General features: G+C 52.4%; 11 protein-coding genes and 1 pseudogene. 9 read left to right on the top strand and 3 right to left on the bottom strand.

Annotation, left to right across the window (positions count from 1 at the left end):
• Window positions 1-221: 221 nt before the first annotated feature.
• The 3 genes from ABID47_RS08035 to ABID47_RS08025 all read left to right on the top strand — a co-directional run bounded on the left by ABID47_RS08035 (window position 222) and on the right by ABID47_RS08025 (window position 4,767).
• The gene (locus tag ABID47_RS08035) at window positions 222-2,726 is read left to right on the top strand and encodes an Ig-like domain-containing protein (RefSeq protein WP_354495621.1); all 2,505 of its coding nucleotides are present in this window, start codon (window positions 222-224) and stop codon (window positions 2,724-2,726) included.
• Window positions 2,727-3,001: 275 nt separating this feature from the next.
• Window positions 3,002-4,294, top strand: a complete 1,293-nt coding sequence (locus ABID47_RS08030; RefSeq protein WP_354495619.1) for a sulfatase-like hydrolase/transferase — start codon at window positions 3,002-3,004, stop codon at window positions 4,292-4,294.
• 149 nt (window positions 4,295-4,443) lie between these two features.
• Window positions 4,444-4,767: a 2Fe-2S iron-sulfur cluster-binding protein gene (locus tag ABID47_RS08025; RefSeq protein WP_105442905.1), complete on the top strand. Its 324-nt coding sequence runs from the start codon at window positions 4,444-4,446 to the stop codon at window positions 4,765-4,767.
• A 76-nt stretch (window positions 4,768-4,843) separates the two neighbouring features.
• On the opposite strand, the gene ABID47_RS08020 is transcribed toward ABID47_RS08025, so the two are convergent.
• Window positions 4,844-6,199 carry a lytic polysaccharide monooxygenase gene (locus ABID47_RS08020; protein WP_354495617.1) on the bottom strand — a complete coding sequence of 452 codons (1,356 nt, stop codon included), beginning with the start codon at window positions 6,197-6,199 and terminating at the stop codon, window positions 4,844-4,846.
• 455 nt (window positions 6,200-6,654) lie between these two features.
• Between ABID47_RS08020 and ABID47_RS08015 the strand changes: the two genes are divergently transcribed.
• The 5 genes from ABID47_RS08015 to ABID47_RS07995 all read left to right on the top strand — a co-directional run bounded on the left by ABID47_RS08015 (window position 6,655) and on the right by ABID47_RS07995 (window position 11,111).
• Window positions 6,655-7,278, top strand: coding sequence for an FMN-dependent NADH-azoreductase (locus ABID47_RS08015; protein WP_354495615.1), 624 nt, complete (start codon window positions 6,655-6,657; stop codon window positions 7,276-7,278).
• 177 nt (window positions 7,279-7,455) lie between these two features.
• A complete protein-coding gene (locus tag ABID47_RS08010; protein ID WP_116230413.1) occupies window positions 7,456-8,070 on the top strand; it encodes a TetR/AcrR family transcriptional regulator in 615 nt (204 codons plus the stop codon).
• A gap of 133 nt (window positions 8,071-8,203) precedes the next feature.
• On the top strand, window positions 8,204-9,619 hold the full coding sequence (locus ABID47_RS08005) for a DHA2 family efflux MFS transporter permease subunit (protein ID WP_251677578.1): 1,416 nt from the start codon (window positions 8,204-8,206) through the stop codon (window positions 9,617-9,619).
• Between the two features lie 187 nt (window positions 9,620-9,806).
• The gene (locus ABID47_RS08000; protein WP_309545742.1) at window positions 9,807-10,304 is read left to right on the top strand and encodes a helix-hairpin-helix domain-containing protein; all 498 of its coding nucleotides are present in this window, start codon (window positions 9,807-9,809) and stop codon (window positions 10,302-10,304) included.
• A 12-nt stretch (window positions 10,305-10,316) separates the two neighbouring features.
• Entirely contained in the window at window positions 10,317-11,111 is a 795-nt protein-coding gene (locus ABID47_RS07995) for a GNAT family N-acetyltransferase (RefSeq protein WP_354495613.1), read from the top strand.
• Between the two features lie 31 nt (window positions 11,112-11,142).
• On the opposite strand, the gene ABID47_RS07990 is transcribed toward ABID47_RS07995, so the two are convergent.
• A complete protein-coding gene (locus ABID47_RS07990; protein ID WP_354495611.1) occupies window positions 11,143-12,048 on the bottom strand; it encodes a helix-turn-helix transcriptional regulator in 906 nt (301 codons plus the stop codon).
• A gap of 48 nt (window positions 12,049-12,096) precedes the next feature.
• On the opposite strand from ABID47_RS07990, the pseudogene ABID47_RS07985 reads away from it, so the two are divergent.
• Window positions 12,097-12,219: pseudogene (locus tag ABID47_RS07985) on the top strand (dihydrofolate reductase); the annotation flags it as partial.
• Window positions 12,220-12,246: 27 nt separating this feature from the next.
• Here ABID47_RS07985 and ABID47_RS07980 read toward each other — a convergent pair.
• Entirely contained in the window at window positions 12,247-13,491 is a 1,245-nt protein-coding gene (locus ABID47_RS07980) for a nitrate/nitrite transporter (protein WP_076169287.1), read from the bottom strand.
• Window positions 13,492-13,886 lie beyond the last annotated feature (395 nt).

Here is a 13,886-nt window from a genome sequence, read left to right as displayed (position 1 = left end):
GACTTATGGCAATTAAGCAGGGGCATGCCCAAAGACGTGCCCGAAATCCGCGAGTTGTTCGTCACGTCGGAATTTGTCTGATTCTCACGGTCGTTCTTTCGGTGTTTGGAATTCCTCCATTGCCTGTCTTTGCTGCGCCTCTCATCGCGATAGACCAGCCTTCTGGCCCCTTGGGACCGGGTATGTCCCGGATTTCCGGAACGTTTTCAGGAGTGTATGACGTGGAGCTCGCTGTAGGCGGCAATTCCCTCGTCAGTGCCCACATGGATGATCCGGAAGCGGACGGCAGCGGAAGCTGGTATGCCGACGTCGATTTCTCCAAGTACGACGGTCCGGTAGAACTGGCGGCTAGGGGAAAAGACAGTGTGACCCGCTATGTGGCCTGGTCTCCCTATATGTCGGTGGAGGTAAATAATCCGGGGGCCGCGCTCCCACAAGTGCAGATTACAAGCCCAGGCGAAACGAGTCCCGTGAAGGGGAGTGTCAATGTCTTCATTCAAGCAGGGGGTAAAAACCCGGTCAGCAACGTGCAAATACGGATTAACGGCGGAGAGTGGAAGGATGCGCCACCCAAAGGATCAGGATACCAATACAAGTGGAAGACGGAGGCTTATGCCGGACGGGTTAATAGTCTAGAAGCGAAAGCCGTGGATTCAAACGGAAATACAGGATACAGCAGCGCAAAATATGTGAAAGTCGCGAACGTATACAGCCAAGCAATGCTGCAGGAGGACCAGCAGGAGCAAGAGGGCTGGACAGAGCAGGATGCCCAGAATGATCAAGATGTTCAAACCGATCAAAATATCCAGCAGAATGCCGAAGCGGAACTGAATGTCCAGAAAGACCAGAGTGCTCAAATCGATCAAGATGTCAAAGCGCTGCAAAATAACGAAACGGCGCAGGATGACTCAACCGCAAAGGAAGTCTCAACAGTACAGGATGCTTCAGCAGTACAAGATAACTTAACAGAGCAAGAGGTACCTCAAGCACAAGATGCCTCAACAGCTCAAGATGTCACCACGGCACAAGATGAGCTGACGGCCCCTCCCTCGGAAGATACAGTTAATGAAGGGAAACCGGATGAGGGGATACAAATGAAAGCAGATTCTGGTTCCGCGGAGGCTGAAGCAGCATCCAACCCGACAACTGTTACCCAGCAGGTGTACGGTCAAGATCGGGCCATGTGGATATGGGAGAATGAATCGTACCTCCTGATCATGAACCCAGGTTCCCGTAATGTGCTGGATGCTATGGCCTCCGACACGTCGACGTTCGGGCAGAGACCGATCCGGACGCTGTACCTGGCGGTCGGACCCTATTTCGGCATGCGGATGCTGGAGGAAAAACGGCCGGAGGTCAGGGATTTCGTCGGCTGGGCTCACGATAAGGGCTATCAGGTGCAGGCTTTGATCGCCGGCGGTACGACACCGCCCTATTTCGGGGCCTATGCCCGTTACCGGACCCAGGCAGTGGCCGAGTTCGAAGGTATCCTGAATTACAATTTATCCTCGGATCCAAGGGAGAGATTCGACGGTGTAAACATTGATACGGAGCCTTACAGCCTCGGTGATTTTAAAAGTGCCAAACCTTCGGTTCAGGTACAGTACCTTGACATGCTCAAGGCATTGATGGACCGCAAGCAGGCTTCCGGCCTGAACCTGCTGGTCGGAGCCGCCATCCCGCGCTGGTTCGACACATCGGTGGACGCCAGCAGCATTTCGTGGAACGGCTCGGTCAAATGGATGTCCCAGCACGTTCAGGATACGCTCGATTACATTTCGATCATGGACTACCGGGATCAGGCGGACGGCAGCGCAGGGATCATTGAACAAGCACGCGGAGAAATCGACTATGCCAATCAGATCGGCAAGCCGAATTCGGTCGTCATTGGCGTGGAAACGATCGATGTCGCCGACGGCGGCGATCCGGAGGCCATCAGCTTCTATGAGGAAGGCCGCATGTACATGGAGTCGGAGCTGAACAAAGTGTACGCCGCTTTTGAAGGAGATCCTGCCTTCGGAGGGATCGCGCTCCATCATTACGGCAACCTGAGAATTTTTCCGTCTGCATGGGGACCGGGAAGCGTGTTCTGGCAGCCGCCGCAGGACAGCGAACCCCCTTCAGCTGTTACGGGCACTCCGCAGGCAGCCGCCTTTGATTATCAGCGGGTCGATATCACCTACGGGCCGGCGTCCGACAACGCCACCGTGAAAGAGTACCGTATTTACCGCGGCACGGATGCGCAGTTTGAACCGGATCCAGCCCACCTGGCCGGTATATCTAACAAACTGAATTACCGCGATGTCGGGCTGCTGCCGGATACGACATATGTCTATAAGGTAACGGCCGTCGATTCCTCCGGTAATGAAGGGCCTGCAAGCCAGCCGTTTTCCGCAATGACGGGGCATACCGATCTGAAGCCGATGATCGTGGGGCAAATGCAGGTCACTTACGACGGGACCAAGGCGACCGTGTCCCTGCAGGTCGTCGACAAAGAGACGGGAACCGGGCTTCAGGCAACGGTTTACGGCCGGTTTACCTCTATGGGCGGAAAATATGTCGGTGGCGCCACGACAGCGACAGGTACGTACACCGCTTCATCCGAAGCGATCAATGCGGCCGCGGGTAAAGCCGGCTTTGCCGCCCGCAGAATCCTGGCGCCTGGTTACTACTGGGCACAAGCTTTTGATTCTCCCGACGGCCGATTCACGGAGTGGGGAGGATGACGCCAAGCTCGCAATGATAACGAGACAATATGATCCAGATGGTTGGTTAAACGGAAGGGCGCAGTGTTTGTTCTGCGTCCTTTTTTTCGCTTCATACGAAGCCCCTTTTCTATAAAGGAAATAGAAATTCACTGATTTTGCTACAAATATAGAGCGTACAAGAAATCACCTGAAAAACTAAAAAATCACGCTTAGGCAAGGAATCTAACATTCTGTGGCGAAGGAGTAAGATGGAAGAATGCATCCTAAAACTACATAAAAGGTGTGACTCAACTTTGACGAGACCGAATGTGATTGTGATTTATTGTGACGATTTGGGATACGGTGACTTGAGCTGCTACGGCTCCGATGCGATTCGTACGCCGCACTTGGATGCGCTAGCACAAGATGGAGCACGTTTTACCAACTGGTACTCGAACTCACCGGTTTGTTCACCGTCCCGGGCGGCCTTGCTGACAGGAAAGTATCCCGCAAAAACAGGTGTCAGCCATATTTTAGGCGGTAAGAGGGGAACGGGCGGATTAAAGGCCGACGCCAAAACCCTTGCACAGCGTCTCAAAGAACATGGCTACCGAACGGCTTTATTCGGGAAATGGCATCTTGGATCGGCACAGGACACCAAGCCCAATGCCAAAGGATTTGATGAATATTTCGGCTTCCAGGCCGGTTGCGTGGACTATTATTCCCACATTTTTTACTGGGGAATGCCGAGTGTGAATCCCGTGCACGATTTATGGAGCAACGACAAAGAGGTATGGCGGGACGGCGAGTATCTGACGCATCTGATCACCGACAAATCCGTCGAGTTTATCGAGGCAAGCCGGGCTGCCGATAAGCCGTTTTTCCTGTATGCCGCTTATAATGCGCCTCATTACCCGATGCATGCGCCGGAAAAATATATGAAACGCTACAGTCACCTCCCAAGGGACCGTCAGCTGATGGCGGCCATGATCTCGGCTGTTGATGACGGAGTCGGCGATATTGTGGCAGCGCTTAAACGGGTGGGGGCGTACGAAAACACCATTATTTTCTTCTCGAGCGACAATGGACCCTCTTCGGAGTCGCGCAATTACCTGGACGGAACAGAGGATGTGTACTATGGCGGAAGCGCCGGAATCTTCCGCGGGCATAAGGGCAGCCTGTTCGAAGGCGGGATTCGGGAACCGGCCATCCTCGTCTATCCATCTATTATCGCTGCCGGACAGACGAAGGATGACGTCGGCATGATGGCCGATATCGTGCCGACCGTGATGGATCTCGCCGGTCTCCCTGTCCCCACGGCGGAAGAGATCGACGGAAGCAGCATCGTGCCGATGCTGACGCAAGGGGCAGGCACTCCACATCAGCAAATATGCTGGGAGTATGGCAGCCAGCTTGCGATTCGGGAGGGCAAATGGAAGCTTGTGCTTGGCGGCAAGCTCGACTTTGACCGCACCCAGCCGGACGACGTTCATTTGTCGAATTTGGAGGTGGACCCGGGCGAGCGGGTCAATTTGAAGGACGAGTTCCCGGAGATTGCGCAGCGATTGGAAAAAGATGTCCGGCAATGGTATGCCACGCTTCTGTAGTTCTTCCTTGGGGTAATGAAACGTTGAAGGATGCACCCAGGACAAAGTTCTCATTGTATTCAGACTTGAGATAAGAAATAATAGAAGGCTGGAGCTGTCATCTAGCAATAGCAGTTCATTCGATCCAAATCATAAAAGGAGTTGATCGTATGCCAACGATTCAAGTGGAAGGCAGAGAAGCGATTAGAGCAGAGGAAGGGCAGAAGCTCGTCTTGGCCCTGGAGGACAACGGGGTGGATATTTTGCATCGCTGTGGTGGGAATGCCAGATGCACGACCTGCCGGGTGGAAGTGTTGGAAGGCGATGCTGGCCCTGTCGGGGAAGCCGAAGCAGCCATTCTTACTACCAAAGGAATTCACGAGCCGAATGTCCGTCTGTCCTGCCAAATTCGGGTACATAACGACCTGACGGTCAAACCTGTGATGACGGTATCGGATTCTGGGATGGATCCTGGTAAAAGACCAGTAGACTAAGGTTATCCGGTCGAAACAGCCACAAAATAAAACGGCTTTCTTTCCGCCAAATTCCGGGGAGAAAGCCGTTTTTCCGTTATTTTAACAGCCAGAGCGCCGGAACGTTCGGTGGTTCCCAGCCTGTCAGCGAGGTATGGGCCTGCCGGCATTCATAGGTCGCTCCGTTATAGGTAACGAGCGTGCCTGGTGTGTAGGCAACATTGGGGGCCCATGCTGCTGCGGATGAGGACGAAGCCGTCTTGGCGGTTACCGCGTTGCTGGCGGACGATTCATTTCCCGCCGCATCCACGGCGCGAACGGTAAACGTATAAGACGTGTCGGCTGCAAGTCCGCTGACGGTGTAGGTCAGCGTCGTGCCGGATACGGTGCCTGCCAGCGCGCTTCCATTGTAGACCCGGTAGCCGGTTACGCCAACGTTATCCGTCGAAGCCACCCATTTCAATTTAACCGTTCCCGAAGTTGGTGTACCGTCAACCTGCAGACCGGTTGGAGCGGAAGGTGCCTGGGTGTCCGGTGGATTTGTGCCAGATGTGGTGAATGTTACGGCACTGCTGGCATCCGAAGTGTTACCCGCAGCGTCTACAGCCCGAACCGTAAACGAATAGGATGTATTGGGTAAAAGTCCGGTGACCTGATAACTGAGGACGGAACCTCCCGTTGTTGCGACAAGCGTGCCTCCGTTGTAGACCTTGTAGCTTGTCACGCCGACATTATCGCTCGAAGCCCCCCAGGTCAGCGTTGCGCCTGTTGACGTTATGGCAGATGCCTTCAAGCTGGAAGGCGCCGAGGGTGCCGTGGTATCGGGAGTGCCGCTGCCGCCGCCGAAGTCCACATCGATGACATTGTAGAAGGCGTTGGCGGTGTCCGCAATTTCCCAAACGGCGAGGATCACCTGATATCCGGTGCGGCTCGGGACATTACAGGTGCTGGTATAGGTTGCTCCAGGCTGCACACCGTTATAATTTTCCGAACAGAATGGCGTCAGATCAAAAGAATCTCTTGTGAGCGGCGCATTGGGATTCCAGTTCTGCTTCGTGATGTAATATTTCCAGCTGGTCGTCGCGTGTCTCGCCGTCAGGGTCCAGCTGAAGGTATTTGTGCCTGGAGAGAGGTTAACCTTGCTCCAGCGAGCCTGAGATTGTTCATCCAGCGTTGGAAAAGCTCCGTTGGCACTGGCGATTTTACCATCTGCCGGGCCTGCGGCAGGAAATCCCTTCGGAGCTTCTAAGCTTTGAGGCTCATAGACAATCGGGCCGCAATTGGTGTTGGCACCCGTTTTGCATAAGTAAGCGCGGCTGCCGGGGGCCTGGACATAACCATGCGCGGAAGCACGCTCCACGATCATCAACGTGCACAGCAGCGTGATCAAAGCTAAACTGCCTGCGAACAGCCATTTAAGCACTCCATGCTGTCGTAACCGAATCGTAGTCATCCAAATTTCCTCCTCTAATCCGAATATGAAAACAACATGTGTCATTCTGGCTGCAGATACCGCTTTGGCCGTCCCACCCCCTTATAAGAAAATTGATTCAACTTGCTTGGCCAGGGCCGACCTTGTGATCGGTCAGCTTTCGGAATGTTGGTTATATAAACTCGGCAGGCGAGCTTATATCGGAACATGGATGTTGATTTTTTAATTAATAAACTACATAAAAAATCAATATTTAGTAATAATTAGTATCGTTTAACACAACGATAAACCAATTAAGCATCCCCCTCAATAATAAAAAACAACGATTTAGGTAGTGTTTGAGTGAATCGTTTCCGTTCATTCATAAAAAATTGCGAAATGCGGAAACCTAATCAAGTCTGCAATGTATTCATTTTCGAACTCATGCGCTTAATTATTGTGAAACCTATATTGTTAATGGGAGGCCGCACAACAACATGTCCAATGTGTTAATGATCAAAGCGAATGACCGTCCGTTAGAGCAATCGGTTACGGTTCAAATGTATGAAACGTTCGTCAAAACGTACCGGGACACCCATCCGGATGACGTGGTTACCGAGCTGGATTTGTTCGCCTTGAACCTGCCGAAATATGGGAACACGGCACTTACCGCTCTCTTCAAGCGCAGCCAGGGACAGGAGTTGACGCCAGAGGAGACGAATATCGCCGATTTGGTTCGCGTTCATATCGATCAGTTTCTCGCCTCCGACAAGGTGGTCATCGCGTTCCCGCTCTGGAACTACGCTGCGCCTGCACCGCTGATTACGTATCTGTCCTATTTGGCTCAAGCCGGAACCATGTTCCGATACACACCCGAAGGCCCCGTCGGTCTAGCCGGGGGGCGTAAAGTGGTTCTGCTGAATGCCCGGGGCGGCATTTACTCCACGGAGGACATGGCTCCTTTTGAAGGGGCGATCCGTTTCGTTAAATCCAACTTGATGCTGTGGGGAATTACGCCGGAAGAAATCATTATTGAGGGACATAACCAGATGCCTGCCGAAGCAAAGAACATTATTCAAAAGGGACTGGATCAAACAGCAAAATACGCTGTGACGTTTTAAACGAGTATTAAGAAAGCATTTCGGCTGTACGGCAGTCGGAATGCTTTTTTGTATTTTCTTCGGTAAAGTTCAAGCTAACCACATTTTTCATAAAAAAATGAGTTGACAGAAAGCGCATTTCATCGACTATAATATGTAGACCGTTCGTTATAATTTTGAAAGGAGGTCATAAGCGCGATGACGGAAAAGCCCAATTCCCGTGAATCCATCGTGGAAACAGCAACACGTCTTTTTGCCAAACAGGGCTATCACGGAACGGGATTAAACCAAATTATCAAGGAAAGCCATTGCCCTAAAGGCTCACTGTATTATTATTTCCCAGAGGGTAAGGAGGAGCTTGCCCAAGAATGCATTTTACGGATTAAAAGTGCGGTATCCGACAAGTGGGAAGAGGCTTTTAACCGGTTTGACGATCCGTCTCAGGCCATTCAGCATTGTATCGATGTGATTGCGGCCGATGCCAAAGCCACCAATTTCGAAGGGTTTATCCCGCTCAGCTTCTGGAATGCGGTAGAAACCTCCTGCATCAGCAATACCCTGAGAGAGGCTTGTCAAGGCGTGCTTCAGGAGTGGGAGAGAGTCCTGACCACACGGCTGCAGGATGCCGGGGTAGAGCTGTCCCGTTCACAGGAAGCCGCGACAGTCATCCTTTCATTGCTCGAAGGATCGCTGCTGATCGCCCAGACGAACAAGGATACGGGACCTATATTCCTTGCATCCAAATATGTTGGCATATTGCTGGACCGCCTTTTGGCCAAAAATACATCGGATGAAGCACATAAAGAAAAATAAGGCCGAATGAATAGAGAGATTACAGATATTAGAGAAAATAGATAGAGACATATAAAGAGAGATAAGCGAGACATTGGACATATGACAGGAGGATGGGATTGTGGAAGCAGCCGTACAGCATACGCAAGCTCAAATGCAAACGGAGAAAAAATTTAAAGTTTTACCGATCATGATTTCACTTCTCATTGCCGGATTTATCGGCATGTTCAGTGAAACGGCGCTGAATATCGCGCTCAGTGATTTGATGCAGGTCATGCATATCACGCCTTCGACAGCGCAATGGCTGACGACCGGATACCTGCTGACCTTGGGCATTCTGGTCCCGGTGTCGGGATTGCTGCTGCAGTGGTTTACCACAAGGCAGCTATTTATTACAGCGCTCAGCTTTTCGATTGTCGGGACCCTGATAGCAGCGCTTGCGCCATCGTTTGAATTTTTGATGGTGGCCCGCGTTGTGCAGGCGATCGGAACAGGCATTATGCTGCCGCTGATGTTTAATACGATTTTGGTCATTTTTCCGCCGGAGAAGCGGGGAGGCGCGATGGGAATCATCGGGCTGGTCATCATGTTTGCGCCGGCGGTCGGACCGACGATCGCGGGTCTGTTAATCGAGAACCTCAGCTGGCACTGGATTTTCTGGCTGTCGCTGCCGTTTTTGATTCTGGCTCTGGTATTCGGCATTGCGTTTATGCAAAATGTGTCCAGCATCACCAAGCCGAAGATCGACCTGCTGTCCATCGCGCTGTCCACCATCGGATTCGGCGGCATCGTGTTTGGCTTCAGCAGCGCCGGTGAAGGGAGCGGTGGCTGGACGAGCACCAAAGTAATCTTGTCGCTAGTTATTGGTGTGGTCGGCCTCTTGCTGTTCGGATGGCGTCAGCTGTCGATGAAGCAGCCGATGATTAATCTGCGCGCTTTTAGATATCCGATGTTTTCCGTTGGCGTAGTGATGATCTTCATCAGCATGATGATCATTCTGTCGTCAATGCTGGTACTGCCGCTGTTCCTTCAAGGTGGTTTTGGCAAATCGGCGTTTTATGCCGGCCTGCTCATGCTGCCGGGGGGAATCATCAACGGGATCATGTCGCCGATCATGGGGCGCCTCTTTGACAAATACGGACCCAAATGGCTCGTGTTCCCCGGATTTCTGGTGGCTGCCGCATCCCTGTGGTTCTTCTCGGGCGTAACGGCCGCTTCAGCGGCGTTCCTCGTGATCGTGCTTCATACCTGCCTGATGATCGGCATTTCGATGGTTATGATGCCGGCACAGACGAACGGGCTGAATCAGCTGCCGCGTGAATACTACCCGGACGGCACAGCCATCATGAACACGCTGCAGCAGGTAGCCGGTGCCATCGGCACTGCACTTGCCGTCAGCGTGATGTCGGCAGGCCAGGAGCATTACACTGAGGCGCACCCCGGCGGCAATCCGCTTGACGCGTTGACTTCAGGCGTTTCAAATGCGTTTATGTTCGGGATGATTATCGCAGTCATCGGATTTGTGATTGCCCTGTTCATCAAGCGTGTACCCGTAAATCATCAGAAATGACAATAGAAAACGAAGCCTGGTATCGGTTGATACCGGGCTTTGTTTATATTTGAGGAATTGCTAAGCTTTAGCGGGCTGTCGTCAGAAAAATTGTCGCCCGAAGCTTCCTGGTATATAATGGGGTTCCAGTGGATGTCCAATCGACGTTCATTGACGGATCTGCCTGAATCGATAGTCCATTCATGAGGTGATACACTTGAAGCAAACACCGCCCAAACTCCCGCTGACCCCGGAGGAACGTGCCCATTTAAGAGCCTTTAAAGTGAAACTGAACGATATTGCCAACCTCGATACCGCACAGTTATCACAAATGCTGGAAATCACCCGCGAACGCGCCAACATGCTAAAGGGGCTGGCCATGTTTCAATCCGTGCCCTCGATTGGTCCGAAAGTGGCCGCAAGGGTGGTTGACATGGGATACTACTCGCTGGATGAGATTAAAGACCTGGACGGTGCGGACTTCATAGATAAAATGGAGGTGCATCTCGGATACTGGGAGGATCCTTGCCTGGAGGATGCTCTTCGCTGTCTTGTGCATCATGCCAACCATCCGGGCAGCGAGCGGGAATGGCCTGATTTTACCGAAGAAAGGAAAAAATACCGGGAGCAATTCGGATATCCGGCAACAAGGCCTGCAGCAGCCTGGTACGAGCACCGGGGGAATGAGGCAACCCGGAACAAGTAAGGGGGAATAGGTTTGATTCAGCAAAAGGTTCATCAGAAAGTAAACGATATCGAGGAAATAGAGCTGGAACTGACCCGATTTAACGCAAGGCGGGCGCTTTCCTCGCAAGACAAGCGTCTGGAAGAAATTCGAATCGGCAGTGCCCGTTTGCTAGTCGAAGCTACCGGTCCGGATTCGCTCTACTACAATCGGGTGAAAGGATTCGGAATCGCGGATCTGGAGCATTTGGGCCAAATTGTCAGTGAATACGAGCAAAGAAATACCCGTCCTTGTTTTGATATGGCACCAACCCGGCTGAACGAGCAGGTTGCGCTGGCATTGCACCGCAAGGGATTTCTGCCCACAGATCAGCTGGCATTTTTAGAGGCCGAGCCGGCTGAGGCTGCAGCAGTGCATCCGGATATTACCATTGAACCGGTGGACGAAGGCAATGTCGACGTTTTGCTGGAGGCCGTCAGTGATCTGATGGGAGGCGTCCCAGCTGATATTTTGGCGAGAAAAAAACGGTACTTTACCCTCCCAGAATTTCGGAATTACCTCGCCTATTCGGATGGCCAGCTGGCCGGGATCGGATCAATGTTCATCCATGCGGGAAAAGGCTATTTGGCCAACGATTATACCTTGCCCGCGTTTAGGGGCAGGGGATGCCAGACGACGCTGATCCGCCATCGGTTGTCGGAGGCGAAGCGGACTGGCCTGTCGACGGTGTACACGGATGTGGTGTTCGGCTCTTCAAGTCATAACCATATGCTGGTCCAAGGGTTTAGGCATGTGTATACCAATTCCTTTTGGGTCAGAGACCAGTAAAAAACACTCCCTGCGGGGAGTGTTTTTTTGCCTACTCCTTGTACTGGCTTATGCTGTCTTGCAGCAGCTGAAGCACCAAATCCCTCAGCCGGGGCGGTGATACAACCTGAACATCCGGGCCAAAGCGGAGCAGCCTCCGGGCTGTAAACGGGAACTCTTCAAGCGGAACCGGGCCGCTCCACTGTCCGTCCGCAGCCGTATGCAAAATCGGATCGTCTTTGGCAAGCCGCATACCAAAAGGGGTAAACCGCAGCACCACCTCGGCTTTGTCCCGATCATCGGTTGACTGCATCCACTCAGCCAAAGATGGCACTTCCGGATCGTTCGCACAGGTTTTCTCCACATGCTGGATCCGGTCCACGCGAAAAAGCAGCGTCTTCTCCGGATTTCGCGCAGGCATATACCAATAGCCATTCTCAAAATAAATGCCATAGGGGTACACGTTGTGCTCCTTAGACCCTTTGGCGGACCTATACACGATACGGATTTCCTGTTTGGCGATCGAAGCTTCTAAAATCTCAGTCGTCCAAGGTGCAGGTTCATGCAGCTGCATCATTCGGAAAGAAATATGGCTGCGCATCTGATCGATATTAGTCTGTACGTCGGAAGGCAGGGACCCGTAATATTGCACGGCCAAGTGGGAGCGGATCGCGTCAAAAGGGAAATCGGGCACCTTCTCCAGCATTTCGAGCATCAGAAACAAACCGAGCGCCTCGGTTCGGGTCAGCTGCAGCGGCGGCAGAATTCGGTTCTCCAGCGCGCGGTATCCGCCATGAGCCCCTTGTTCGCTGTACAGCGGAAAACCGATTTGCTGCAGGTAATCCAGGTCGCGCTGGATGGTCCGGACCGAGACGTTAAAACGTTCAGCTAATTCGCGGGCCGTAAACTTCTTCCGTGAGTCGATGATCCGCATCATGGCTAATCTCCGCTCATTCATGATATCCTCCTAATCACGTCAAGTTATGTCGTAGTTACATTGTAACATATGACAGAAGGGAGCGATAAAAACATGAAAAGCTCGAAAGTAGTGCTGTATCCCGCGGTTAGTCTGGACGGATATATTGCACCTTCCGACGGATCGGTGGACTGGCTGTTTGACGTTGAAGGCGCTAGGTTATACGCCAGCGATCTTGAATTACGATTTGAATTCGGCATTCACCGGATCCGTTATTAGCTTCTTTGCGGAAGACGCAGCAAACCAAGTTTTCTTCCATTGGCCTTTTGCCGCCAACACCACCAGCACACTGGCTACGGCCACACCGCTCAGAATCAGAAACCCGGGCGTATACGACCCGGTAGACTCGTACAATCCGCCGAGCACAAGCGGCAGCAGATAACCGCCGAACCCGCCGGCAGCGCCGACGATGCCTGTAACAATGCCGATCTCATCACGAAAACGCTGGGGCACAAGCTGGAAGACCGAGCCGTTGCCGGCACCCAGGCACATCATTCCGGCAAAAAGAAGGATGGAGATCACGTACAGCGGCGGCAGCGAGGAGACGCAGGCGAGCATGATGGCTGCCCCGGTATACAAGATGAGCAGCATGCGGACGCCTCCGATCCGATCGGACAAATACCCGCCCACCGGACGGAAGAGGCTCCCCGCGATGACGCATACGGTCGTAAAATCAGCGGCATGCACAGCCGAAAGATTATATTGCGTATGAAAAAAGATCGTCAGGTAATTGGTCAGACCGACAAAGCCGCCGAACGTAACACAGTACAGCCAGCAAAATAGCCAGGTATCCTTTTGCTTTAACACCGAGCCGTACTCGGACAATTTTTTGGGGGCAGGCTGGTTGGGGCTGTCTTTGGCAAAAATGCTGAAGAATATAAACACGATGACGATCGGGATCAAGGCGATGCCGAATACGGCTTCCCATCCGCCAAAATGCTGTGCCAGCCGGTTCGCGAACAGCGTGCTCAGCACCGTACCGCTGTTCCCGGCTCCGGCGATGCCCATCGCCAGGCCTTGATACTGCGGCGGATACCAGCGGCTGGCGAGCGGAAGCGCAGCCGAGAACGAAGCCCCGGCAATGCCGAGCAGCAGGGCGATGACGTGCAGCTCGCCGAGCGAGTCTACGAACCGCCAGCCCCAGATCAGCGGCACCATCGTCAGCAGCATTCCGAGCTGTCCGGTGCGCTTCGGCCCGATATAATCGGTCAGGAAACCGAGGACCAGCCTCAGTACCGAACCGCCCAGCACCGGCAGCGCGACCAGGTTCGCTTTTTGAGACGCGGTCATCGGATAATCTTCCATCATAATGACGCTCAGCGGCCCGAGGAGCACCCAAATCATAAAGCTGATGTCAAAATAGAAAAATGCGCTGAATAAAGACGGTTTATGCCCACTTTTCCAAAACGTCGTTCCTTCTTTCATCTCCATCTCCTCCATATCTTTTATCGCATACAATACAAAAAGCCGCAGATTGCCCATAAGCGGACAACCAGCGGCCTCATTGCCATGGGAAGTATTCTTCCCGGATGAAAGATCACGTCTTTGTGATTTCGAAATGAATTATAGTGGAATGTAAAATGCGTGTCAATAAACTATACATAAATTTTGTTATCGGGACATGAATCATCGTGATTTTGGTGAATATTAGAATGTCGTGTAATATATGTTGACATTAATTTCATTTTCGATTATGCTCAATTCAAATCCATTTTCCGGTACAACGGTGTACCTGTTGGCTAACTGGCAATGACGCCCGTTCTCTTGATCTCCAAGGGACGGGTTTTTTTATTTTTAGGCCTGGCCTACACAGTTTTTTA

Origin of the sequence: Paenibacillus favisporus, from assembly GCF_040545415.1 — a bacterium.
Classification (GTDB): Bacteria; Bacillota; Bacilli; order Paenibacillales; family Paenibacillaceae; genus Paenibacillus_AQ; species Paenibacillus_AQ favisporus.
Note: the sequence above shows the minus strand (reverse complement) of the source record. Positions and strands in the feature narration are given on the sequence as shown.

Bases quoted from the DNA above. Each gene is read 5' to 3' on its own strand.
- ABID47_RS08025 (WP_105442905.1), top strand. From the start codon at position 4,444: ATGCCAACGATTCAAGTGGAAGGCAGAGAAGCGATTAGAGCAGAGGAA.
- ABID47_RS08020 (WP_354495617.1), bottom strand. From the start codon at position 6,199: ATGACTACGATTCGGTTACGACAGCATGGAGTGCTTAAATGGCTGTTC.
- ABID47_RS08015 (WP_354495615.1), top strand. From the start codon at position 6,655: ATGTCCAATGTGTTAATGATCAAAGCGAATGACCGTCCGTTAGAGCAA.
- ABID47_RS08010 (WP_116230413.1), top strand. From the start codon at position 7,456: ATGACGGAAAAGCCCAATTCCCGTGAATCCATCGTGGAAACAGCAACA.
- ABID47_RS08005 (WP_251677578.1), top strand. From the start codon at position 8,204: ATGCAAACGGAGAAAAAATTTAAAGTTTTACCGATCATGATTTCACTT.
- ABID47_RS07990 (WP_354495611.1), bottom strand. From the start codon at position 12,048: ATGAATGAGCGGAGATTAGCCATGATGCGGATCATCGACTCACGGAAG.
- ABID47_RS07980 (WP_076169287.1), bottom strand. From the start codon at position 13,491: ATGAAAGAAGGAACGACGTTTTGGAAAAGTGGGCATAAACCGTCTTTA.